Origin of the sequence: Pseudarthrobacter sp. PvP004 (assembly GCF_017876035.1) — a bacterium.
Classification (GTDB): domain Bacteria; phylum Actinomycetota; class Actinomycetes; order Actinomycetales; family Micrococcaceae; genus Arthrobacter; species Arthrobacter aurescens_A.
In genome coordinates, this window is sequence record NZ_JAGINL010000001.1 from 1235179 (window position 1) to 1258543 (window position 23365).

24 protein-coding genes are annotated in these 23365 nt (G+C 60.4%); 15 read left to right on the top strand and 9 right to left on the bottom strand.

What is annotated here, in order from left to right:
• The first annotated feature begins 34 nt into the window (after positions 1–34).
• Positions 35–1114, top strand: coding sequence for a quinone-dependent dihydroorotate dehydrogenase (locus J3A64_RS05640; RefSeq protein WP_014921949.1), 1080 nt, complete (start codon positions 35–37; stop codon positions 1112–1114).
• Between the two features lie 98 nt (positions 1115–1212).
• Here the strand turns inward: J3A64_RS05640 and J3A64_RS05645 are convergent, their stop codons facing one another.
• Positions 1213–1806, bottom strand: coding sequence for a DUF3043 domain-containing protein (locus J3A64_RS05645; RefSeq protein ID WP_017197596.1), 594 nt, complete (start codon positions 1804–1806; stop codon positions 1213–1215).
• Between the two features lie 134 nt (positions 1807–1940).
• Here J3A64_RS05645 and J3A64_RS05650 point away from each other — a divergent pair, with 134 nt between their 5' ends.
• The 5 genes from J3A64_RS05650 (at position 1941) to J3A64_RS05670 (ending at position 7120) form a co-directional block, all read left to right on the top strand.
• The gene (locus J3A64_RS05650; protein WP_210063784.1) at positions 1941–3374 is read left to right on the top strand and encodes a dipeptidase; all 1434 of its coding nucleotides are present in this window, start codon (positions 1941–1943) and stop codon (positions 3372–3374) included.
• 164 nt (positions 3375–3538) lie between these two features.
• The gene (locus J3A64_RS05655; protein ID WP_011774901.1) at positions 3539–3931 is read left to right on the top strand and encodes an iron-sulfur cluster assembly accessory protein; all 393 of its coding nucleotides are present in this window, start codon (positions 3539–3541) and stop codon (positions 3929–3931) included.
• 183 nt (positions 3932–4114) lie between these two features.
• Positions 4115–4987: a cytochrome c oxidase subunit II gene (gene coxB / locus J3A64_RS05660; protein ID WP_026005322.1), complete on the top strand. Its 873-nt coding sequence runs from the start codon at positions 4115–4117 to the stop codon at positions 4985–4987.
• Positions 4988–4997: 10 nt separating this feature from the next.
• On the top strand, positions 4998–6722 hold the full coding sequence (ctaD, locus tag J3A64_RS05665; protein ID WP_011774899.1) for a cytochrome c oxidase subunit I: 1725 nt from the start codon (positions 4998–5000) through the stop codon (positions 6720–6722).
• Positions 6719–7120 carry a cytochrome c oxidase subunit 4 gene (locus J3A64_RS05670; protein WP_011774898.1) on the top strand — a complete coding sequence of 134 codons (402 nt, stop codon included), beginning with the start codon at positions 6719–6721 and terminating at the stop codon, positions 7118–7120. The genes ctaD and J3A64_RS05670 overlap by 4 nt, the downstream gene beginning before the upstream one ends.
• Before the next feature lie 117 nt (positions 7121–7237).
• Here the strand turns inward: J3A64_RS05670 and J3A64_RS05675 are convergent, their stop codons facing one another.
• Positions 7238–7531 (bottom strand): HPr family phosphocarrier protein, encoded by a 294-nt coding sequence (locus J3A64_RS05675; protein WP_187329876.1) that lies wholly within the window; start codon positions 7529–7531, stop codon positions 7238–7240.
• A gap of 156 nt (positions 7532–7687) precedes the next feature.
• Between J3A64_RS05675 and J3A64_RS05680 the strand changes: the two genes are divergently transcribed.
• Positions 7688–8476: a GntR family transcriptional regulator gene (locus tag J3A64_RS05680; RefSeq protein WP_210063785.1), complete on the top strand. Its 789-nt coding sequence runs from the start codon at positions 7688–7690 to the stop codon at positions 8474–8476.
• 109 nt (positions 8477–8585) lie between these two features.
• Here J3A64_RS05680 and J3A64_RS05685 read toward each other — a convergent pair whose 3' ends face one another.
• The 4 genes from J3A64_RS05685 to J3A64_RS05700 form a co-directional block, all read right to left on the bottom strand.
• Complete coding sequence (locus J3A64_RS05685; protein WP_014921947.1) at positions 8586–10259, bottom strand: ubiquinol-cytochrome c reductase cytochrome b subunit; 1674 nt, start codon at positions 10257–10259, stop codon at positions 8586–8588.
• Positions 10237–11307 carry a ubiquinol-cytochrome c reductase iron-sulfur subunit gene (locus J3A64_RS05690; protein ID WP_043470287.1) on the bottom strand — a complete coding sequence of 357 codons (1071 nt, stop codon included), beginning with the start codon at positions 11305–11307 and terminating at the stop codon, positions 10237–10239. Before J3A64_RS05690 ends, J3A64_RS05685 begins: the two co-directional genes overlap by 23 nt.
• 95 nt (positions 11308–11402) lie before the next feature.
• Positions 11403–12191, bottom strand: coding sequence for a c-type cytochrome (locus tag J3A64_RS05695; protein WP_011774893.1), 789 nt, complete (start codon positions 12189–12191; stop codon positions 11403–11405).
• Between the two features lie 88 nt (positions 12192–12279).
• Entirely contained in the window at positions 12280–12918 is a 639-nt protein-coding gene (locus tag J3A64_RS05700) for a heme-copper oxidase subunit III (protein ID WP_081589141.1), read from the bottom strand.
• Between the two features lie 148 nt (positions 12919–13066).
• Here J3A64_RS05700 and trpD point away from each other — a divergent pair, with 148 nt between their 5' ends.
• Positions 13067–14125 carry an anthranilate phosphoribosyltransferase gene (trpD, locus tag J3A64_RS05705; protein WP_011774891.1) on the top strand — a complete coding sequence of 353 codons (1059 nt, stop codon included), beginning with the start codon at positions 13067–13069 and terminating at the stop codon, positions 14123–14125.
• A gap of 18 nt (positions 14126–14143) precedes the next feature.
• On the opposite strand, the gene J3A64_RS05710 is transcribed toward trpD, so the two are convergent.
• Both J3A64_RS05710 and J3A64_RS05715 read right to left on the bottom strand, forming a co-directional pair.
• Positions 14144–14422, bottom strand: coding sequence for an Lrp/AsnC family transcriptional regulator (locus J3A64_RS05710; RefSeq protein WP_014921945.1), 279 nt, complete (start codon positions 14420–14422; stop codon positions 14144–14146).
• Between the two features lie 73 nt (positions 14423–14495).
• Positions 14496–14885: a DUF3054 domain-containing protein gene (locus J3A64_RS05715; RefSeq protein ID WP_011774889.1), complete on the bottom strand. Its 390-nt coding sequence runs from the start codon at positions 14883–14885 to the stop codon at positions 14496–14498.
• A gap of 128 nt (positions 14886–15013) precedes the next feature.
• Here J3A64_RS05715 and J3A64_RS05720 point away from each other — a divergent pair, with 128 nt between their 5' ends.
• The 4 genes from J3A64_RS05720 (at position 15014) to J3A64_RS05735 (ending at position 17471) form a co-directional block, all read left to right on the top strand.
• Positions 15014–15391: a VOC family protein gene (locus tag J3A64_RS05720; RefSeq protein ID WP_043806109.1), complete on the top strand. Its 378-nt coding sequence runs from the start codon at positions 15014–15016 to the stop codon at positions 15389–15391.
• Positions 15392–15536: 145 nt separating this feature from the next.
• Positions 15537–15992 (top strand): VOC family protein, encoded by a 456-nt coding sequence (locus J3A64_RS05725; RefSeq protein WP_210063786.1) that lies wholly within the window; start codon positions 15537–15539, stop codon positions 15990–15992.
• A gap of 91 nt (positions 15993–16083) precedes the next feature.
• A complete protein-coding gene (locus tag J3A64_RS05730) occupies positions 16084–16512 on the top strand; it encodes a VOC family protein (RefSeq protein ID WP_210063787.1) in 429 nt (142 codons plus the stop codon).
• 362 nt (positions 16513–16874) lie between these two features.
• Positions 16875–17471, top strand: coding sequence for a hypothetical protein (locus J3A64_RS05735; RefSeq protein WP_011774886.1), 597 nt, complete (start codon positions 16875–16877; stop codon positions 17469–17471).
• Between the two features lie 368 nt (positions 17472–17839).
• On the opposite strand, the gene J3A64_RS05740 is transcribed toward J3A64_RS05735, so the two are convergent.
• The gene (locus J3A64_RS05740; RefSeq protein WP_374100534.1) at positions 17840–20233 is read right to left on the bottom strand and encodes an ATP-binding cassette domain-containing protein; all 2394 of its coding nucleotides are present in this window, start codon (positions 20231–20233) and stop codon (positions 17840–17842) included.
• A 131-nt stretch (positions 20234–20364) separates the two neighbouring features.
• Here J3A64_RS05740 and J3A64_RS05745 point away from each other — a divergent pair, with 131 nt between their 5' ends.
• Genes J3A64_RS05745 through J3A64_RS05755 form a run of 3 tightly spaced genes read left to right on the top strand, consistent with a single transcriptional unit; the run spans position 20365 to position 23358 of the window.
• Complete coding sequence (locus J3A64_RS05745; protein ID WP_011774884.1) at positions 20365–21501, top strand: type III polyketide synthase; 1137 nt, start codon at positions 20365–20367, stop codon at positions 21499–21501.
• Entirely contained in the window at positions 21498–22235 is a 738-nt protein-coding gene (locus J3A64_RS05750) for a class I SAM-dependent methyltransferase (RefSeq protein ID WP_011774883.1), read from the top strand. The genes J3A64_RS05745 and J3A64_RS05750 overlap by 4 nt, the downstream gene beginning before the upstream one ends.
• Complete coding sequence (locus tag J3A64_RS05755) at positions 22228–23358, top strand: NAD(P)/FAD-dependent oxidoreductase (protein WP_210063789.1); 1131 nt, start codon at positions 22228–22230, stop codon at positions 23356–23358. The genes J3A64_RS05750 and J3A64_RS05755 overlap by 8 nt, the downstream gene beginning before the upstream one ends.
• Positions 23359–23365: the final 7 nt, after the last annotated feature.

A 23365-nucleotide genomic window follows, 5' to 3' on the forward strand; every position in this document is an offset into this window, starting at 1 on the left:
TGGTGAGTTGTCAGTAAGCGGGAAAACTAGGAGCATGCGTGTTTACCCCACATTCTTCAAGTTGGCCTTCTCCTGGATGGATGCCGAGAAGGCCCACAAGATCGGCTTCCAAGGGATCCGGACTGCCCACCGTACCGGTGCCGGCCGGATTCTCGCCAGGATCACGGCTCCTGATGCTTCCCTCCGCACGGAGGCGCTGGGGCTCACCTTCCCGTCGCCGTTCGGCCTGGCGGCAGGCTTCGACAAGGAGGGCCACGGCATCGAAGCCTTGTCAGAGCTTGGCTTCGGACATGTGGAAGTGGGGACCATCACTGGCCAGGCGCAGCCAGGCAATGAAAAGCCCCGCCTGTTCCGCTTGATTGAGGACAAAGCGGTGATCAACCGCATGGGATTCAACAACGACGGCGCCGCCGCAGTCGCGCCGAGACTCAAGTCAGCGCGGGCTGCTTTGCAGCGGCTGCACCCGAACGTCCGGCCGATTATTGGGGTGAACATCGGCAAGACCAAACTGGTTGATCTGGACGACGCTACCGAGGACTACTTGGTCAGCGCCCGTAGCCTGGCACCGGCAGCCGATTACCTGGTGGTCAACGTGAGCTCTCCCAATACTCCGGGGCTGCGCTTGCTGCAGAACGTGGAGACGCTGCGACCGCTCCTGCGGGCCGTTGGCGACGCTGCCGACGAAGCCGCCGGCCGGCATGTTCCCCTGCTGGTCAAGATTGCGCCCGATCTGTCCGATGACGATATCGACGACGTCGCACGGCTTGCGCTGGACCTGAAGCTTGATGGGATCATTGCCACCAACACCACGATTTCCCGCGATGGACTCGTCTCGGACGCCGCAAAGGTGGAGTCGCTCGGAGCGGGCGGCTTGTCGGGAGCACCCCTCAAGGAGCGCTCCCTGGAAGTGTTGCGCCGGCTCAAGGACGCGGTGGGGGACCAGCTCGTACTCATCGCGGTAGGCGGCGTGGAGACCCCGCAGGATGTTCAGGACCGCTTGGACGCGGGGGCAACGCTGGTGCAGGGCTACACAGCTTTCCTCTACGAAGGCCCGTTTTGGGCTTCGCGCATCAATAAGGGCCTCGTGAAACTTCGTCGGCGGGCAGCCCACTGATACCTGTCTTTGCAGGCAAGTTTCAGGCAAGTCGCCGCACAAAGAAGACCCCGGACCGCTGGCCCGGGGTCTTCTTTGCTTGCGAAGGTTTGTGCCGCCTAGGCGGGATACTGACCACGCTTCACCTGGGGTTTGGGAAGACGGAGTTTGCGGAACTGGAGGGCACGCATGCAGCCGTACCAAATGGAGCCACGTTCCACTTCGCCGAACTTCTCGGTAAGACGCTTGCGGAGCTTTCGCGACAGGATGAAGACATCCACGAAGACCGCGAGGAACATAATCCAGAATCCAATAAGGACATAGCTGATGCCGGCGCTGGTGGGAGGGATGATCAGGGAGATCACCACGAACAGCAAGGCGCCGAACATGAGGTACTCGCCCAAGCTGAAGCGTGCGTCGACGTAATCGCGCGTGTACCGCTTCTGTGGGCCTTTGTCGCGAAGGGGGAGGAACCTCTCGTCACCCGTATCCAGAGCCTGCCGCATTTTCTGCCGCTGGTCCTGAATGGCTACCCTTTCCGCTGCCTTGGAGGCTTTACGGTCGTTGGGAACCAAGGGGCGCTTGCGGGCCGCTTCCTGGTCCTTCCGCTTAGGCGTTGGGGCGCCCTTTCCCGCACCGGACTCCGGTGCGGTGGCGTAGGCCTGATCTACTACTGATTGAGCGCTGGGCTCTTCCTTTTTGCGTCCGAACACCCATACAGAATACCCCTGAAGAAGGTGGCGCACGTTACGTGTCCGGTTGCTGGAGTCCCTAGCCCCCGTGAACCCCTCCGGCTCCGGGCTAAGCCTGCTGCGGCGGGTGAATCCCCGGCGGTAAAGTGTGGCCCATGACTTCAGCACATGCGGAGATCCCGCAGAACAAGCAACGGCAGTCCGGCTCCACTCCGGTCGAGGCACTGGCCACGGCAGTCAACGACTCCTTCCAAAGCACACTCGCGTCCCTGCAAGAATTGGTTGGCATTCCGGGCATTGCGTGGCCGAGTTTCGACCCAACGGAACTGGATCGAAGCGCCGACTCCGTTGCGGCCCTGGTTAAGGAAGCAGGCATGCAGGACGTCCGGATCCTTCGGTGTAACAAGGCCGACGGTACGCCCGGTGGTCCTGCCGTCGTCGCCCGCCGACCCGCCGCCGAAGGCAAGCCGACCATTCTGCTCTACGCGCACCACGACGTCCAGCCACCGGGGGACCGGAGCCTCTGGAATTCGGAACCGTTTGTCGCCGAGGAACGGGACGGCCGGTTGTATGGCCGCGGTGCTGCAGACGACAAAGCAGGGATCATGGCGCACCTTGCCGCATACAGTGCCGTGACAAAGGTCCTGGGCGAGGACTTCGGTCTCGGCGTGACCTTCTTCTTCGAAGGTGAGGAAGAAGCGGGATCGCCGACGTTTCGGACGTTCCTTGAGGAGCACCAGGAGCTTCTCCGGGCAGACGTGATCGTTGTTGCCGACTCCAGCAACTGGAAGGTGGGCATTCCCGCCTTGACCACCAGCCTTCGCGGCCTGGTGGACGGCACTTTCGAAGTACGCGTCTTGGAGCACGCGGTCCATTCGGGCATGTTTGGCGGTCCGGTCCTCGATGCCCCTACTCTCTTGTCTCGACTCATTGCGACGCTTCACGACGACGATGGCAACGTGGCGGTGGCGGGCCTGGTGGGCCGGGACGAGGTGGCTGTGGACCTCGCCGAAGCGGATTACCGCGCCGATGCATCAGTGCTCGACGGCGTGAGGCTCGCCGGCAGCGGAACCATCGCCTCGCGCCTGTGGACCAAACCGGCATTGTCCATCATCGGCATGGACGTACCGGCCGTCGATGTTGCCTCCAACACCCTTATCCCGGCGGCCCGCGCAAAGTTCAGCATGCGGTTGGCGCCCGGTCAGGACCCCGAAGCTGCAATGGACTCCCTGAAGCAGCACCTTGAATCCCATGCGCCATTTGGTGCCAAGGTGACGTTCACGCCGGGGGAGAGGGGCAATGCCTTCTCCACCGACACGTCTTCTGCCGCAGCGCGCGTGGCACTGTGGGCGCTGGGAGAGTCGTGGGGTGTAAAGCCCGTGGAAATGGGTATCGGTGGCTCCATTCCGTTCATCGCCGATCTTTTGGAGATGTATCCGGATGTCCAGATCCTGGTGACCGGCGTGGAGGACCCCGACTCCCGCGCGCACAGTGCCAACGAATCGTTGCACATCGGAGACTTCCGGCATGCCGTGTTGGCCGAGGCTCTGATGCTGGCCCGCCTCAACGCCGAGGGTCTGCAGGAGTAAACTCCTGCGGCGCGCCGGGAACAACGAAATGCTGTCTGTGGTTACGTCAGGAGTTATAGCTAAGCGTCTGCGCGACGTAGCATTAGCTATAACCCGTACGTAATTGGGTAAGGGCAGGCAGCGTTCCGGCGCCGCCGCCAGGAGCTTCATAAGAAGGTAGGCCAATGAGCACTGCAACCAACGAAAACAGCACCGGAGCACAGCTCGTCACCAACGACGACGAACTGGCCACGCACGAGGTCAATCTGACCGACGTCGCCGCAGGCAAGGTCCGCAGCCTCCTCGAGCAGGAAGGGCGCACAGACCTTCGGCTGCGCGTTGCAGTCCAGCCTGGAGGATGCTCGGGCCTGATCTACCAGCTCTACTTCGATGAGCGCCTGCTTGACGGAGATGCCGTGCGCGACTACGACGGCGTTGAGGTCGTCGTGGACAAGATGAGCGTTCCTTACCTCAGCGGTGCAAGCATCGACTTCGAGGACACTATTTCGAAGCAGGGCTTCACCATCGACAACCCGAACGCCGGCGGGTCTTGCGCCTGCGGCGATTCATTCCACTGATGTGAGCCATCGCCGCATGTCGGCGCCCCTTCGCCCGGCTTTAAAACCGTTCGGAGCCACGGCGCTGACATGTGCGCGAAAACCGCGTGATAGCGGTAAGCTCTACATCGGGTAGTAAAACTTTTAGTGTGCCCGGTGAGCCTTCGGCCTGCCGGGAGACAGCAACAAGAGGAAGGGCCGTCTGTGAGTTCGCAGAACCGAACCGGCAGCCGACGCATAAAGATCACATCGATCACTGGCTTGGCACTAGCCGGCGCGTTGGTTTTGACCGGATGTTCACCAGAGGTAGAGAAGGGTTGGCTGCCAACAGAGCGCGGCACGACCAACCACACTGACCGGATCATGGACCTCTGGGTCAACTCATGGATCGCCGCCTTGGCAGTCGGTATTATCACGTGGGGCCTCTTGGTCTGGTGCATCATTGCTTACCGCCGCCGCAAGGGCACCACGGGTTTCCCGAAGCAGCTCAGCTACAACCTGCCACTCGAGGTCTTCTACTTGACCATCCCGCTGTTCATGGTGCTGGTGTTCTTCTACTTCACCGACCAGGACCAGCGCGCGATCGATGACCGCTCGCAGCCCGCCGACGTCGTTGTTGACGTCCGCGGCAAGCAGTGGGCTTGGGACTTCAACTACAAAAAGGGCGAGGTCATCAATGAAGACCTCCACGAGGCCGGCGTTCAGGCCCACCTGACCGGCAATGAGGTCGACAAGGAACTCCTCCCCACCCTGTACTTGCCCGTTGGCAAGTCCGTGGACCTGGAGCTGAACTCCCGCGACGTCATCCACTCATTCTGGGTTCCTGCCTTCCTCCAGAAGCGCGACATGATCCCGGGTAAGACGAACTACATCAGGTTCACCCCCACCAAGGAGGGCACCTTCGATGGCAAGTGTGCAGAGCTCTGCGGTGAATACCACTCCGAAATGCTCTTCCGCGTCAAGGTTGTCTCCGAGTCTGAGTTCCAGGCCCACATGGACAAGCTTCGCCAGGATGGCAACACGGGCCTGCTCGGTGCGGAATATGACCGCAACCCGAACCTGAACGAAACCAAGTAAGGGGAGCGACGTGGCTACGTACACTCAATCCGCACCGGGGGTCCTAGAAGCTCCCGTAGTTCCTAAATCCAAGGGACGCATCGTCGTCAACTGGATTACCTCCACGGACCACAAGACCATCGGGTACATGTACCTGATTGCGTCATTCGTGTTCTTCTGCCTCGGTGGCGTCATGGCGCTGCTGATTCGTGCTGAACTGTTCGAACCCGGTATGCAGATCCTGCAGACCAAAGAGCAGTACAACCAAATGTTCACCATGCACGGCACCGTGATGCTCCTGATGTTCGCTACGCCTCTGTTCGCTGGCTTCGCCAACGTGATCATGCCGCTGCAGATCGGCGCGCCCGACGTTGCATTCCCGCGACTGAATGCCCTGGCTTTCTGGTTCTTCCTCTTTGGTTCAACCATCGCTGTTTCCGGATTCATCACCCCCCAGGGTGCTGCCTCCTTTGGTTGGTTCGCCTACGCGCCATTGTCGAACACGACGTTCAGTCCCGGCGTCGGTGGTGACCTTTGGGTCTTCGGCCTTGCCCTCTCCGGCTTCGGCACAATCCTTGGTGCCGTCAACTTCATCACCACCATCATCTGCATGCGCGCCCCGGGCATGACCATGTGGCGCATGCCCATCTTCACCTGGAACACGCTGGTTACCGCGATCCTGGTCCTGATGGCCTTCCCGCCGCTTGCTGCAGCACTGTTCGCACTCGGTGCGGATCGCCGCTTCGGTGCCCACATCTTCGATCCCGAAAACGGGGGTGCAGTCCTTTGGCAGCACCTGTTCTGGTTCTTCGGTCACCCCGAGGTGTACATCATCGCCCTGCCGTTCTTCGGCATTGTTTCGGAGATCTTCCCGGTCTTCAGCCGCAAGCCGATCTTCGGCTACAAGGGTCTTGTCTACGCAACGATCGCCATCGCCGCCTTGTCCGTTACTGTGTGGGCCCACCACATGTATGTGACCGGTTCAGTGCTGCTGCCGTTCTTCGCCTTCATGACCATGCTCATCGCAGTTCCCACTGGCGTGAAGTTCTTCAACTGGATCGGCACCCTATGGCAGGGATCCATCACTTTTGAGACGCCCATGCTCTGGAGCATCGGCTTCCTGGTGACGTTCCTCTTCGGTGGCCTCACAGGCATCATCCTGGCCTCGCCGCCGTTGGACTTCCACGTATCGGACTCGTACTTCGTTGTAGCCCACTTCCACTACGTGGTGTTCGGTACGGTCGTGTTCGCCATGTTCGCAGGGTTCTACTTCTGGTGGCCCAAGTGGACCGGCAAGATGCTCAACGAGCGTCTCGGCAAGATCCACTTCTGGCTGCTGTTCCTCGGCTTCCACGGCACGTTCCTGATCCAGCACTGGTTGGGCGTTGAGGGTATGCCGCGTCGTTACGCCGACTACATGCCGCAGGATAACTTCACGTGGATGAACCAGTTCTCCACCATTTCCTCCTTCGTCCTTGGCGCTTCGCTCCTGCCGTTCTTCTGGAACGTCTACATCACCTGGCGCAGCAACAAGAAGGTGGAAGTGGACGACCCGTGGGGCTTCGGTGCTTCGCTGGAATGGGCAACTTCCTGCCCGCCGCCGCGCCACAACTTCACCTCCTTGCCCCGTATTCGCTCCGAGCGCCCGGCTCTGGACCTTCACCACCCGGAGTTGGCGCAGGTTCACACCGCCGAGGCCCCGTCACCCGCAGCAGCTGTCTTGGGTAACGCCGACCAAAGGGACGTCAGCAAATGAAAATTGAATCGTGGCTCTTCGGAGCCGGTGTCTTCTTCTTCGTCCCCGTAGCCATCGCCTATGGTTTCCTGACGGAATGGTCTGAATGGGTTGGTGTCCTGGGCATCCTCCTGGTCGGTGGACTTGCCGGCATGATTGGTGCCTACCTCGGGTTCACGGGTAAGCGAATTGGCTTGCGTCCCGAAGACCGCCCCGACGCAGAGATCCACGAAGGCGCCGGCGAGCAGGGGCACTTCAGCCCTTGGAGCTGGTGGCCGCTGGTTCTCGGTTTGGCTTGTGCCGGTGGATTCCTCGGCCTCGCCATCGGCTTCTGGGTAACCTACGTTGCTGGCGGTCTTGCGTTGATTGCCTTGGTTGGCTGGGTCTTCGAGTACAGCCGTGGCGATCACGCCCACTAAGTAGCTGTAGTACAACGAAGGGCCCCACCTCTTGGTGGGGCCCTTCGTCTTTAAGTACTGTTTCCGATTCCGACCCTCTGGCGACGCCGCAGGTGGTCTGATGGAGCTGAGGGGCTGTCAGCGGGCTTGTGTGCCCTCCAGGACAGCCGAGAGAGCGACGAGGGCATTCTCGACCTCGGGAAGAGTGTGACCGGCGCTGAGTGCCTCTGGAGCTACTGCGAGGAAAACTTCGCACCCCTGTTCAAAGTCCTCTGTCATGACCTCCAAAAGCGAGCGGGCGTCCACGGGCAGGCCGTCCTGCTTGCGGATAGTGATCGGCAGTCCTGTTTCGGTGACGGCTCGGACAAATACTGCGGCCGCCCGAGCGTGCAGCCCGATTTCTGCGGCGACGAAGGTTTTCTGCTCCGGCAACCCAGCTCCTTTGGTACGACGGATCGCCCGCCTGAAAAATGATCCATACCAGCGTAGCCGCAGGGGCCGGACCCGTTCCACATTCAGCCCCACTGGTCTAGACCTCCGGCCGGCTGAATTATCCTTGAAGCATGACTCAATTGCTGGAAGACTGCCGTGGCTGAAGCAGCAAGCATTGCCGGCGAGATCGACCGCGCCAGCGGCACACCCATCTACGTTCAGCTACGCGAGATTTTACGGACGTTTATTGTCCAGTCCTGCCCGCCCGGTTCTGCGCTGCCCTCTGAACGGGATCTATCGGAACGGTTCGGACTGGCCAGGATGACTGTTCGTCAGGCCATTGATGCTTTGGTTGGCGAAGAAGTCATAGAGCGCGTGGTGGGGCTGGGCACCTTCGTCAGGAAGCCAAAGCTGGATCTACAGGTGAAGTTGACCTCCTACAGCGAGGAGATGCAGCGCCGAGGTATGGTGCCCGCCGCTAAGGTTCTAAGCTTCGAACAAATCGCTGCCAGTGCATTCCTTGCAAGGGAGCTGCAACTCGAAGAAGGCACACCGCTGGTGCGTTTCAGGCGGCTTCTGTTGGCTGACAACGAACCCATGAGCGTGGATGAGAACTTCATTCCAGCACACCGGGTGCCAGGCTTGCTCGATGAGGCGCCTCCAACCTCGCTCTACAACGTCCTGAGCGAACGCTTTGGCCTGGTCATGGAGTGGGGTGAGGACATGATCGAGGCCACTGCGGCGTCTCCGTCCACTGCCAGACTTCTCAACGTCGATGTCGGCGCCCCGCTGCTCAAGATCCAGCGTCACGCCTTCGTTGCCCGGGCAATGGTGGACTACTCGGTCTCGTACTACAGGGCTGACCGCTATAAACTTTGGGTTCCCTTGCAACGCCCCGGCATTCGTCCCACCCGAAACTACTCGTCGGGGTACCGCACCCAATAACCATGTGCTACCCGTAGCCCTGGATGTTCGTGGGGTAGGACAAAAGACATAAGAAAAGGGCCCGGTCCATGCGGACCGGGCCCTTCCCCTTATGTTTGAGAGCTAAGCGCTAGTGGCTCAGGCTCTTCTGGTCTTCACCAGCTGCGATGGCCTCGTGGTGGCCATGAGCGTGCGCTGCTTCGAGTTCCGCCGGTGTCGCCGGGGCAACACGGTCTTCGAAGAACCAGCGGGAAAGTGCCGCGCGGCGCTTCTCCTTGCGGGTGACGACTCCGTGTTCGTTCGGCTGGGCCGGGATGGGAGCAGGTGATTCGAACCCGACGAGCTTGTAACGCTTGTACTCATCCAGCGGGGCGTGAACCTCAATGAACTCACCATGGGGGAGTCGGACAATGCGTCCTGTCTCACGGCCATGAAGTGCAATTTCGCGGTCCTTGCGCTGGAGGGCCAGTGCAATGCGCTTGGTCACGATGAAGGCGATAACCGGGCCGATGAAGAACAGCGTCCGGAGCCAGTACGTCACATCGTTCAACGACACGTGGAAGTGCGTTGCGATGAGGTCGGAACCAGCGGCTGCCCACATCACGCAGTACCAGGTGAAGCCTGCAACGCCGATCGCGGTGCGGGTCGGGGCGTTGCGCGGACGGTCCAGAACATGGTGTTCGCGGTTGTCCTTGGTGACCCAGCGTTCGATCCAGGGGTACATGAACAGCACGGTGAAGATGATTCCCGCGGGCACGAGTGCCGGAAGTAGAACATTCAGCGTCAGGGTGCGTCCAAAGATGACCCATTCGAAATGGAAGTCGTTGATGACACCCGGCATGAGGCGCAAGGCGCCGTCGACGAACCCGATGTACCAGTCAGGCTGGGTACCGGCCGAAACCGGGGAGGGGTCGTAAGGGCCGTAGTTCCAGATCGGGTTGATCGTGAAGGCTGCCGCCATGAGGGCAAGGACACCGAAGACGATGAAGAAGAATCCACCGGCCTTGGCAGCGTATACCGGGCCGAGGGGGTAGCCGACGACGTTGCCGTCATTGCGGCCGGGACCGGGGTACTGGGTGTGCTTGTGCACGACCACCATGAAGAGGTGGATGACAATCATCAGGAGGATCAGCGCCGGAACCAGGAGGATATGCAGCACGTACAAACGGCCGATGATAGCCGTACCCGGGAACTCTCCACCGAAGAGGAAGAACGACGTGTACGTTCCGATGACCGGAATGGACTTGATAACACCGTCAATGATGCGCAGGCCGTTGCCGGACAGCAGGTCATCGGGGAGTGAGTAGCCCGTGAAGCCGGCAGCCATTGCCAGGATGAGCAGCACGCCGCCCACAACCCAGTTCATTTCGCGGGGCTTGCGGAAAGCGCCCGTGAAGAAGACGCGCAGCATATGCACACCCAGCGACGCCACGAACAGCAGAGCTGCCCAGTGGTGAACCTGACGCATGAACAGACCGCCGCGGACGTCGAACGAGATGTTCAGCGAAGAGCTGTAGGCAACAGACATTTCGACGTTGTATAGCGGTGTGTAGGAACCCTGGTAGTGGGTTTCCGCCATTGACGGATCGAAGAAGAAGGTCAGGAAGGTACCTGACATCAGCAAGATGACGAAGGAGTACAGCGCCACCTCACCGAACATGAACGACCAGTGGTCGGGGAAGACCTTCCGGCCGAACTCGCGCAGGATGCCGGAGCCGCCAACACGCTCGTCCACGAAGTTGGTGAAACTACCAACCTTGGTCTTCGGAACGAAGGGGGCTTCAGCTGTTGATGAGGCGCTCATGCTCGTCACGCTCCCAGTAACTCGGTCCTACAGGTTCTCTGAAGTCGCTGGTGGCGACGAGGTAGCCCTCTGCGTCAACTGCGATGGGCAGCTGGGGGAGCGGACGGCTTGCCGGTCCGAAGATGACCTTACATTCCTGCGTGAGGTCAAACGTGGACTGGTGGCAGGGGCACAGGAGGTGGTGCGTCTGCTGCTCGTAAAGAGCAACCGGGCAACCGACGTGCGTGCAGATCTTGGAGTAAGCAACAATGCCGTTGTAGCTCCAGTTTTCGCGTCCCTCCGAGGGGTTCAAGGAGTCCGGGTCCAGGCGCATCAGGAGAACGACGGCTTTGGCCTTTTCGTTCAGCTTGCCTTCGTGGAGCTCATTGAGGCCTTCGGGGATGACATGGAAGGCAGAACCGATGGTGACGTCCGAAGCCTTGATGGGGGTGCCATCAGGGTCGCGGGTCAGTCGCTTGAGCTTGTCGCCCTCGGGCGCCCACATCGTATGTGCCAAAGCGTTGTCCGGCCGCGGGCCCAAATCGCCGAAGATGGCAAGGGCAGGCAGAGGAGCAAGTGCAACGGCACCAAGAAGGGTGTTGCGGATCAGCGGGCGGCGCTTGATGCCGGTCTCGTCCACGATGTCGTCGACGATGCGGACTGCTGCCTGGCGATCTTCTTCAGTACGGATAGCGTGGCGCTCTTCAGACACTTCGTGATCGGGCATCAGGGCTTTGGCCCAGTGCACGATTCCGGTGCCGATTCCCAGCATTGCAAAGGCCGTACCGAGCCCCAGAAGGAGGTTCTGGGTGCGGATGGTCGCAATGGAGGTATCTTCGCCCAAGTCAATGGCAAAGTATGCCACCAGGAACACCAGCGTACCGATTACAGAGGTGCCAAACAGAATGGCTACCTGACGCTCGGCGCGCTTTGCGGCTACCGGGTCCGTGTCAGCCAGGCGCAAACGATGCGGAGGGAGCCCAGGATCCTGGAACTTCTCCACCTCATTCTGACCAGCCGTAGCTACGGTGCCCGAGTGGTTCGGACTGCCGTCACTATGGTTGCCCATAATTCGCCTCATCCTTCTCTCGTTGTCTCGGCCGGGGCCGAGTTATTTTCAGTTTCAAACTGCTGACCTGCAGCAGAAGTTTTGTCCTGTCCGGACTAAGACGTGCGGGACGTCAACCAGATCGTGAATGCGATGATGACACCCAAGCCGGCAACCCAAACGAACAGGCCTTCAGATACCGGGCCAAGCGAGCCAAGGTCCGCGCCACCGGGGGATCCGTTGGCTTCGATGGTCTTCAGGAAGGTGATGATATCGCGCTTGTCCTCAGGGGTGACGTTCGAGTCACTGAAGACGGGCATGTTCTGCGGACCGGTAACCATGGCCTCGTAAATGTGCTCAGGGCTCACACCTGCCAACGCGGGGGCAAACTTGCCGCGGGTCAGGGCGCCACCGGCCGCGGCGGCATTGTGGCACATGGCGCAGTTGACACGGAAGAGTTCGCCACCGTTGGCTGCGTCTCCCTTTCCGTCGAGGAGGTGTTCCTCGGGGATGGCCGGACCTGCGCCGAGGGATGCAACGTAAGCAGAGAGCTGCTTAGTCTGTTCCGCATTGAACTGGGCGGGCTTCTGCTGGGCCTGCGGGCCGCTCATCTGCATGGGCATACGGCCGGTGCCAACCTGGAAGTCAACTGCAGCAGCACCCACGCCGACCAGCGAGGGGCCGTCCTGGGTTCCGCTGGCACCCATGCCGTGGCAGGTGGCGCAGTTGGCGGCAAATAGCTTGCCGCCTTCTTCTACGTCACTTGCGCTGAAGCTTGTGGTGCTGGCCTTGGCCTGGTTGACAGTTGTGGCAACGGCGTACAGCCCACCAGTGAGGAGGAGGCCCATCAGCAACAGCGCAATGGCTGCCAGTGGGTGACGTCGCTTCTGCGAGAGTGCCTTCACGTGGTGGTTCCTTTATTCGATCCTGCGTCGGCTCCGTGAGCCGCTTCTTGAAATTCTGCCTCTTGTAGAAAAAGAGTCAAAGCCGGGCTTACTTGAGGACGTAGATGACCAGGAAGAGGCCGATCCACACAACGTCAACGAAGTGCCAGTAGTACGAGGTGACGATCGCCGACGTCGCTTCAAAGTGTCCGAACTTCTTGGCTGCAAACGCGCGGCCGATGATGAACAGGAACGCGATCAGGCCGCCAATGACGTGAAGGCCGTGGAAGCCTGTGGTCATGTAGAAGGCCGAGCCGTAAGCGTTGGACGACAGGGATACATGCTCGGAGACGAGCATCGCGTATTCCATGGTCTGGCCGGCTACGAAGAAGGCACCCATGACGAACGTGAGGGAGAACCATTCGGTCATGCCCCAACGCGTGAACTGCAGGAGCCCACCGGTACGGCGCGGCTCGAGCCGCTCGGCGGCAAAGACGCCCATCTGGCAAGTAAAGGAACTTGCCACAAGGACGATGGTGTTGACGAGCGCAAACGGGAAGTTGAGCTTGGCCGTCTCCTCGGCCCACATCGTTCCGGATGTGGAGCGCAGGGTGAAGTACATGGCAAAGAGGCCGGCGAAGAACATCAACTCACTGGACAGCCAAACTACGGTTCCAACAGAAACCAAGTTGGGGCGGTTCAGCGTCGGGTGCGCCGGGGTACTGGGGGCATGGGTCGCAGATGTCACAAGGACATTATGTCTGTAAAAGTCCAGAGTTCCCAATGCAAACCACCGATTCGGGAGACTTTTTCTACAAAGACGCGAATTCGCGCGGAAAAGTTCCCGGTCGGGTTCACATTGGTCATCGGCGTGGCTGGCTCGATAGCATCAGGGAGTGACTTCTCCGGCATCGGCACCTGCAGCCAGCAATACCTGGCCAGGCCTCATCTCTGCACTGATCAACGGCGACGACCTTGCAGTGGGCAACACAGAGTGGGCTATGAACACCATCATGGCCGGAGAAGCGACTCCGGCGCAGATCGCCGGCTTCCTGGTGGCACTCCGCGCCAAGGGGGAAACGGTGGAAGAGCTGGCCGGCCTGGTTGAGGCCATGGTTCAGCACGCCAATCCGATCGATATCTCCGGTGAGAAGCTGGACATCGTAGGAACTGGGGGAGACCGGCTGAACACCGTGAATATCTCCACCATGGCCGCGCTCGTGGCTGCCGGCGCCGGGGCCAAGGTTGTGAAGCACGGCAACAGGGCTGCTTCTTCCGCTTCGGGTTCGGCCGATGTTCTGGAGGCTTTGGGTGTCCGCTTGGATCTTTCGATCGAGCAGGTGGCACGGAACGCCGAAGAGGCGGGAATCACATTTTGTTTTGCCCAGGTCTTCCACCCATCGTTCCGCCACACAGCTGTTCCTCGCCGTGAACTGGCTGTACCCACTGCGTTCAATTTCCTGGGACCGATGACCAACCCTGCACATGTTCAGGCCTCGGCCGTGGGCGTAGCCAACGCTCGCATGGCGCCGTTGGTGGCCGGGGTGCTGGCCCGACGCGGCAGCCGGGGCCTGGTCTTCCGGGGTGACGATGGCCTGGACGAGTTGACCCCTACCGGGCCATCGACCGTCTGGGAATTCAGGAACGGAACAGTCAAGGAGCAGGTGTTTACGCCGGCCGATCTCGGAATCCGCCCGTCGACAGTTGCAGACCTTCGCGGAGGCGACGCTGCCGCTAATGCGGCCGTGGTTCGAGAGATCCTCGATGGTAAGACCGGTCCGGTGCGTGACGCAGTTCTTCTGAATGCCGCGGCTGGCTTGGTGTCCATCGATCTCCATGCCGAAGGAAGCCTTGAGCAGCGGATGCGCACCGCATTCGCCCGGGCAGCAGAATCCGTCGACTCCGGCAAAGCCGCCGAAGTACTCGCCAAGTGGACGGCCCTCAGCCAAAGCTGATGACCGGCAGTCCTGCTGTTACTCGAATCCGAGAGCGAAGGCTGCGTCCAGGTCATGCTGTGAATATGCCCTGAAGGCTATGTGAGTAGTGGTGTGAACCACTGAAGCAACCTTGGACAGGCGATCGGCGATCACATCTGCGAGCTCGTCGTGCTTGCTGACCCGGGCAACCGCGATAAGATCCCACTCGCCCGTGACGGAGTAGACCTCGCTGATGCCCTGGATAGCCGAGATTTGTTCGGCGGTCTCCGGTATGCGCGAGGCATCGGTCTTGATCAGGACGAAAGCGGTGATCACGTGGGGCCTTTCCGGAAAATGCATCGTTGCGGACGTTTTCCAGCCTAGTGCATTCCTTTCGGCAGGGGCTTGATCACACCCGGCGTTGCCGTTTGCGCGATGCCCGCAAAAGCATCGCTGCGAGAAGCCGGTATCCCAGAAGGAAGACGCCGAGGGTGATCAAAGCCACCAGCACGAACGGCAGCACCACGACTTGGCCTGTGGCTGCCCTCAACAACATGCCCACCACTACTGCGCCGATCCATATGCACACCCCGGATGGCCACATGCCCAAGGGTGAGCGCCATGCACGCGTTACCGCCCAAGCGATGGCTGCTCCGGCCAAGAACGGCCACGCTGTGGCAAAAGCTCCCGAAATAATATCTCCGCGGGCGTGCGCGTCCCGGCCGATGGCGGCGAAGACAAGAACCAGCAAAAGGTCGGCAATGGCTGCGGGGATCCAGAGTCGTGATGGGGAAGACATACTCATGACACTATCGGGGTGTCCCTCCGGCGCGAAGTTGGCGCCCGTGCCGCAGCTCTTGCGTATCGCCCCTTGGGCCGCCACCATGAGCGCAAGTGCCCATGTGTCAGCCCAACCAGGAGGAGACCATGCGATTTGTTCAGGTGGCCCAGCACGCCGACGACCTTCAAAGGGCAGCTGCCTTCTACGCTGCACTCTTGGACGCCGAGCCGAGCGCCCTCTTTGATCCCCCTGGTCTCCTGTTCTTTGATGTGGGTGGAGTCCGCCTCCTGCTGGAGAAAGGTGCACCGTCGTCGCTGCTGTACCTCGAAGTGGCAGATCTTGACGGAACAGTGGCAGCACTTCGGCGCCGTGGAGTCCGTATCATCGCCGATCCGCACATGATTTATGCGCACGAGGACGGCACTCTGGGGCCGGCCGGTTCGGAAGAATGGATGGCGTTCATTGAGGATAGCGAGGCCAACACCGTGGGTTTGGTGAGCCGGATCCGCACGGCGGGGGACTGAGCAGAAGGTAAGTGCTTCAGTACCTCGGCGCCAGGTGCCGCATGAGTGGTCCCTTGGACTCGCCGTCGGGCGTTGTGTGGGCGATCACACGGTACTAGCCTGACGGGGGACAAAGCAGTTCCCGGCTACCTTGGAGGAGCGGCACATGCAGAAGATTTCCACCTGTTTATGGTTTGACGGGCAAGCGAGCGAAGCGGCCGAGTTCTACACATCGACGTTCGATCATTCGTCCATGGGGCAAACGACGCCCGGGCCCGATGGAACCACCCTGACTGTTGAATTCAAGATCGAGGGCAGGGAGTTCTTGGGGCTCAATGGGGGACCGGCTTTCACGTTCAATGAGGCGGTCTCGCTGGTTGTGAACTGCGACTCCCAAGAGGAGGTTGACAGGTACTGGGGCGCGCTTCTGGTCGGGGGAGAGGAGAGCCAGTGCGGATGGCTTAAGGACAAGTTCGGATTGTCGTGGCAGATCGTTCCCACGGCCATGTCGGGACTGTTGAGCGGTCCCGATCCCGCAGGTGCTCAGCGCGCTATGGAGGCCATGTTGAAGATGCGGAAACTCGACATCAATATCCTCCAAAAGGCGTACGACGGCGACTGAAAGCAATGGGGGACAGGCGCGTGTTGGCGCTGTTAACATTGCCGCACACCGATGTGTGACCATCACCACTACAAACGAGGAGAACTGACCAATGACCACCCGCCTCAACCCCTACATCTCGTTTCGGGACAACGCCCGGGATGCAGTCACTTTTTACGAATCCGTCTTTGGCGGTGAACTGAACATCAGCACTTTCGGCGACTATCAGGCCAGCGAAGATCCAGCCGAGGCGAACAAGGTCATGCATGCCATGCTGGAATCTCCGAGCGGATTGACGCTGATGGCCGCGGATACCCCAAACGGCATGGCGTACAACCCCGGTGACAACATTTCGGTCTCCTTGAGCGGAGACTCATCGGACGAGGCGGAACTTCGCGGGTATTGGGACAAGCTGGTGGATGGCGGCACGGTCACCGTGCCGCTTGAGATGGCGCCCTGGGGTGACACTTTCGGAATGTGCGTGGATAAGTTCGGTATCGGCTGGCTGGTCAACATTGCAGGAGCACAGCAGGCTCAATAACTCTGCTCGTTGCCGGCCGGAAGTCCGGCGGCTTAGGACAACAACAGGGATGCCTATCCGGATTACCGGGTGGGCATCCTTTTTGGTTCCCGGCCCGATTGAGCACACGGCTGGAGCTCGCCTGCTTGTCACAGAGCCCGTTGATTTTGTCACAAATACTGTATGAGAAATGAAGAAAGTGAGATAGTTGTGTCAACTAAACGCTTGGTTAGGGCTTTGTAATCATTCAATCCCGCCTTGTCGCGGCAACATCTGCGTGATAACGTTTCGCTTGCTATTGCATATGGGGGTTCCACAAGTTATTTACGTAGCGGTTACGCCGTCATTTACGTAGATTTACTCATTGATCTCAAGGGAAACAAATGAAAAAGACCATCACAACTCTTATGGTTGCGGGAACCGTCATGTTCGCTGGTATTGCACCAGCCGTAGCCAGCACCTACCCGGCGCCAGGCAATGAGCAAGGAACCGTCTCGGACGGCACGATTGACCGCGGTGAAACCATCACCTTCGCCGCCGGCGGATACCTCCCAGGCGAAACCGTCAACATCACTTTCGAGAAGAGGGGTGGACCACAGGGGAGCGCTCCAGCGAACTTCAGCGTTGTCGCCAACGGTGAAGGCGCCATTACTACGAGCGTCACCTTCGAAGACGCCGGAAGCTTCATGATTACAGCCGTTGGTTCAGAGTCCGGAGTTACTCGCTCTGCACGGGTGGCTGTAAACAACGGCAACCACGGACGCGGAAACAACGGCAACGGTAAGGGGGGTGGCAACCATGATTCCGACTTCGTTGCTGTCTCCAGCGTCACGGACGCTCGTGCGGCAGTAGGGCCGGAGAAGTTGGCTACTGATCCCGGCCTCATTGTTTGGGGGCTGGCTGGAGCAGGCGTGCTGGCAGCGGGCGCCGCCTCGGTAGTGATTGCACGCCGACGTTCTGGCGCCACGCCCTCCGATTAGACATTATCCATAGAGGCAGGGTGGGTGTCTCTTTGAGGGAACACCCACCCTGTTTGTGTTGCAACCCGCGAATTTGGCTGGCTACTCAAAGTTGCCAGGATGGTCGATATTTTTAGTTCTGCAAATTCCGTCGAATTCTTTGAATAATTGTGTTGAATTAGCGGCCCGTCTGTAGAGACTACCCTGTTGCGTCGCAGGTGATGCCAGCGGGTGAAGGATCCGACGGGCAGAGGAGGGGTGATCACACATCAGACGCCATAATCACAGTTCTACTTTACATAATGTAGATTATCGGCGTTTTGGAGAGGATCTGGGGAGCGGCTGATGTGGTCGCTTCGAGCGCCGTCGAAACGACCACATCAAGGACGTTACTTTGAGACGTACGCAGCCAGGTGCTTGCCCGTCAGTGTCGACTGCCCGGCCGCAAGCTCAGCCGGCGTTCCGGCGAAAACGATCTTGCCGCCGTCGTGTCCGGCGCCTGGTCCGAGGTCGATGATCCAGTCGGCATGTGCCATGACGGCTTGGTGGTGTTCGATGACAATCACCGACTTTCCGGTTGCAACCAGACGATCCAGCATGCCCAGCAGATTTTGGACATCGGCCAGGTGCAGGCCGGTGGTCGGCTCGTCGAGAATGTAAATATCTCCCTTTTCGGACATCTGCGTCGCCAGCTTGAGCCGCTGGCGCTCACCGCCGGACAAGGTGGTCAGCGGCTGCCCAAGCGTCAGGTAGCCCAGTCCAACATCGGCAAGACGATCGAGAATCTTGTGGGCAGCCGGGGTCCGCGCCTCGCCTTCGCTGAAGAAAACCTCAGCCTCATCTACAGACATTGCAAGCACCTCTGCAATATTGAGACCCCCCAGCCGATACTCTAGAACAGAGGCCTGAAAGCGCTTTCCCTCGCATTCTTCACAGGGCGACTCGACAGTGGCCATGACACCGAGATCCGTGTAAATGACACCCGCTCCATTGCACGTGGGGCACGCGCCCTCGGAGTTCGAGCTGAAGAGCGCAGGCTTGACGCCGTTGGCCTTGGCGAACGCCTTACGGATGGGTTCCAGGAGTCCTGTGTACGTGGCGGGGTTGCTTCTGCGGGATCCCCGAATGGCAGCCTGATCGATCACCAGGACACCGTCCCGCTTGGCTACGGAACCATGAATCAGTGAACTCTTGCCCGAGCCGGCCACCCCGGTGAGGACGCAAAGAACGCCAAGGGGAATGTCGACGTCGACGTTTTTGAGGTTGTTTGTGGAGGCACCACGGATTTCCAAGTGGCCGGAGGCAGATCGCACGCTGTCTTTGATGGATGCGCGATCGTCCAGATGGCGACCCGTGATTGTGTCGCTCCCCCGCAATCCCTCAAGGTCACCCTCGAAGCACACGGTGCCGCCTCCGGTGCCGGCGCCAGGACCCAGATCGATGACGTGGTCCGCGATCGCGATGGTTTCCGGCTTGTGTTCCACCACCAGCACTGTGTTGCCCTTGTCGCGAAGCTGCAGCAGCAGCTGGTTCATGCGCTCGATGTCGTGGGGGTGCAGCCCAATGGTTGGTTCGTCAAAGACATAGGTGATGTCCGTGAGGGACGACCCCAGATGCCGGATCATCTTGGTCCGCTGGGCCTCTCCCCCGGACAACGTGCCGGCCGGCCGTTCAAGGGACAGGTAACCCAATCCGATGCCGGCGAAAGAATCGAGAAGGTGCTGGAGGCCCTTGAGCAAAGGAGCTACGGAGGGTTCATCAAGCTCGCGAACCCAGCCTGCGAGGTCGCTGATCTGCATGGTGCAGACATCCGCGATGCTCTTGCCTCTAATTTTGGAAGACCTCGCCTCGGGGCTCAGCCTGGTGCCTTCGCACTCCGGGCACGTGGTGAAGGTAATGGCCCGTTCCACGAAGGCACGAATGTGCGGCTGCAAAGCATCGACGTCTTTGCTGAGCATCGACTTCTGGATCTTGGGGATCACGCCCTCGTACGTGAGGTTGATGCCCTCCACCTTGATCTTGGTGGGTTCACGGTAGAGGAGATCGTGCAGTTCCTTCTTGGTGAACTTGGAGATGGGCTTGTCCATATTGAAGAACCCTGAGCCACTGAAGATGCGCCCATACCAGCCATCCATGGTGTATCCCGGAATGGTCAGGGCGCCTTCGCTCAGGGATTTGGTCTCGTCGTAGAGAGCCGTGAGATCGAAGTCGTTGACCGAACCCATGCCCTCACAGCGGGAGCACATGCCACCCAGCCGGTTAAAGGTCGCTTTCTCGGTCTTCGTTTTGCCTTCGCCACGTTCCACGGTGATGGCGCCGCTGGCCTTCACCGTGGGCACGTTGAAGGAATAGGCGTTGGGCGAACCAATGTGTGGCTGGCCAAGCCGGCTGAACAGGATACGCAACATGGCGTTGGCGTCGGTGGCGGTGCCCACGGTAGAGCGCGGGTTGGAGCCCATGCGTTCCTGGTCCACGATGATCGCCGTCGTCAGTCCTTCGAGCACGTCCACATCCGGCCGGGCCAGGGACGGCATGAAGCCCTGGACAAAAGCACTGTAGGTCTCGTTGATCATGCGCTGCGACTCTGCAGCGATGGTGGCGAAGACCAGCGAACTCTTCCCGGAACCGGAAACACCCGTGAAGACCGTCAGTCGGCGCTTCGGGATCTCAACACTGACGTCCTTCAGGTTGTTTTCGCGTGCGCCTTGAACCCGGATCAGATCGTGGGTATCGGCCGCGTGCCATGCAGGAGATTGCTTGTCGGTACTCGCAGCAATAGTCATCATTTCTCCATCTGTTAGGCGGCGCGGTCCAACAGTCCCCCGTCGGCGTCGCCTGGTTTTTACTGACCAACCTCGGTCAGTACGATCGATTCTGCCATTGTCTTCCCAGCTTTACTCGCTAAGAATGAAGCATGCCGGTATACATGAGGTCCCTTGAAACCGCAGTTCCGCAAACCATCCTCGTACAGCAGCAAGCCCGTGACGTCTTCGCATCACAGCCAGGCCTAACGCGGCTGGGTACCCGACTGGTCAGTACCTGTTTCGACTCTGCGGCAATTGACACCCGGTACACCGCGGTAGCGGAGCTCAGCCTTGATGCACGTGCCGAGAATCCGCAGTTTTTCGACCCCGAAACCAACCGCGTCCTGAGCCCCAGCACTAAAGTGCGCAACGAGATCTTTGCAACTGAAGCCACCAAATTGTTCGTGGAGGCCGGCAAGGCCGCAGTGGCCCAGGCGCCCGGGATCGACCTCGATGACATCACGCACGTCATCACCGTGTCCTGCACAGGGTTCTTCAACCCTGGTCCGGACTACAAGGTGGTCAGAGCCTTGGGGCTCAACCCCGCAGTGCAGCGGTACCATCTTGGCTTCATGGGCTGTTACGCAGCCTTCCCCGCCCTCAAGGCGGCCAAGCAGTTCTGTGTCGCTGACCCCGCCGCGGTTGTCCTGGTGATCTGTGTTGAACTCTGCTCCCTGCATGTGAGGACCTCGAACGATCCCGACACGATCATGGGGTCGGCGATTTTCGGTGACGGCGCGGCGGCCGCCGTCGTGACCGCGCGTGAGCTGCAGGGGCCGGAACCGGCCATCCGCCTGGACCACTTTGAAACCGTGCTGACACCTGTGGGCGAGGAAGCCATGGCCTGGAACATCGGTGACGAAGGGTTCGAGATGGTGCTGGGCTCGTACGTCCCGCACATTATTGAGGAACACATCACTGGTGCCCTTGCGCCGCTGCTTGCCAGGGAGCCTTCCTTGGCCGGCCTCCCCTACCGGGACATTACCCACTGGGCCATCCATCCCGGCGGCCGTAGCATCCTGGACAAGGTGGAGTCCAAGTTGGAACTCACCCAGGAACAGTTGGTTCCCGCGCGGGAAACGCTGAGGGAATACGGGAACATGAGCAGCGCTACTGTGCTGTTCGTCCTGAAGTACATGCTTGAACGGTCGGTCAGCGAACGTGAGGAAAGGATCTGTTCCATGGCGTTCGGCCCGGGCCTGACAGTTGAAACGGGACTCTTTACGCTGGTCTCGCCTGCGCTGTGAGTCCCTGGGGATCCCTACAAGAGAGGGATTTGCACGCCGTCGAGGAGATGGACAGGGAAGACTGCGACCCCAGGCGCCTCAACAGGACTTACGCCCGCTTCCCGGTGGTGAACAGGCTGCTTTCGGGGTGGCACCGGACGTATCGTCGACGACTTCGGCCGCTGTTGGCAGCCAATCGTGCGGTGTCATTGCTGGACATCGGATGCGGCAGCGGAGATGTGGCACGGAGCCTCGCGAAGTGGGCCCGACGGGATGGCTTCAGGCTCACAGTGACAGCGGTCGACCCGGATGAGAGAGCCTTCGCCTTTGCATCCCAAGCCCCTCGTATGGAGGGGGTCAGCTACCGTCAGGCGCACAGCTCAGAGCTCGTCGCGGAAGGCCGGACGTTTGACGTCGTCATCTCCAACCACATCCTCCACCACCTCGATCCCGCGCAACTTGCGGCGGTCCTCCACGATTCGGAGTTGTTGAGCCGGGGACTTTGCCTCCATAACGACCTCAATCGCAGCAATATCGCATACTTCTTGTTCCTGGCAGGATTTTGGCCTTTGGGCGTGGGCTCGTACATCTGCGGGGATGGTTTGACGTCCATCAGGCGCAGTTACACCGCGGCGGAACTGAAAGCAGCAGTCCCGGCCCCATGGACCGTGGAACCAAACGGACCGTGGCATCATCTCCTTGTCCATGCCCTTCCCCAGGCCCTTACCGAACACCGCGGGGAGAACCGTGCCTGACGTTGTGATTGTGGGGGCCGGCCCTGTGGGCCTGTTCATGGGCGTCCTGCTGCTTCAACGGGGATATCAGGTCCGCATTTTGGAGCGTCGAAGGGGCAGGAGCAACCGTTCCCGCGCGATCGGAATCCACCCCCCGGCCTTGGCCGAGCTGGCGCGGGCTGGAGTTGCCGAGGAACTCATGGCTGCCGGAGTCCACATCCAGCGCGGCGTGGCTTACAGCCGGAGACGACGGGTGGCGGAGCTCGCGTTCGACGGCGACGCTGCGTTTCCCTTCATCCTTGCCGTCCCGCAGACGTTCACCGAGGAAGTTCTGGAGCTGGCGGTACGGGATCTGGATGCCGGCGCCATCGTCCGGGGTGTCGATGTCCAGGAGATCAACCACGGCGGCGAAACCTTACACGTTCGCGGGGTTTCACCTTCCGGGAGCCTGGAAGCAGATGCACGCTTGGTAATAGCCGCAGACGGAGCGCACTCAACCATCCGTCCGCACTACCTGCCGGCCTTGCCGTTCCGCAGCTATCCGGACTGCTACATCATGGGCGATTTCCCGGATGACACGGGGCATGGCGCCGACGCCGTGTTGTACCTGGAACCCGAAGGAATCGTGGAGTCATTTCCTCTGCCAGGAGGCATCCGCAGATGGGTCGTCAGGCTGGGCGCACCGCACAAGAACCCGACGGCGGCGGGGCTGGCCCACCTGGTCACGGCCAGGACCGGTGAGGTACTGGACACAGCCGGCAATTCGATGTTGAGCGCTTTCGAAGTACGTTCGCGGCTGGCTCAGCGCATGGTTCACGGCAGGGTGGTGTTGCTGGGGGATGCCGCTCACGAGATCAGCCCCATCGGCGGGCAGGGCATGAACCTTGGCTGGTTGGATGCTGCAGCTCTGGCCCCCATCATTGATGCATCCTTTCGGGGTGCCGACGTAGGACGCGATGTGGCAAATTTCGAGAAGTCACGCAGGAAAGCGGCGCTTCGCGCTTCACGTCAGGCCGGCCTCAACATGGCTCTGGGCAGACCGCTCCCGCCTCCCGCCATGTCGGCAAGGAACACGCTTTTCGCAAGCGCCCTGGCTATACCGGCAATTTCAGAACTGGTGGAGCGCCGCTTCACCATGCGTTAGGTATTTC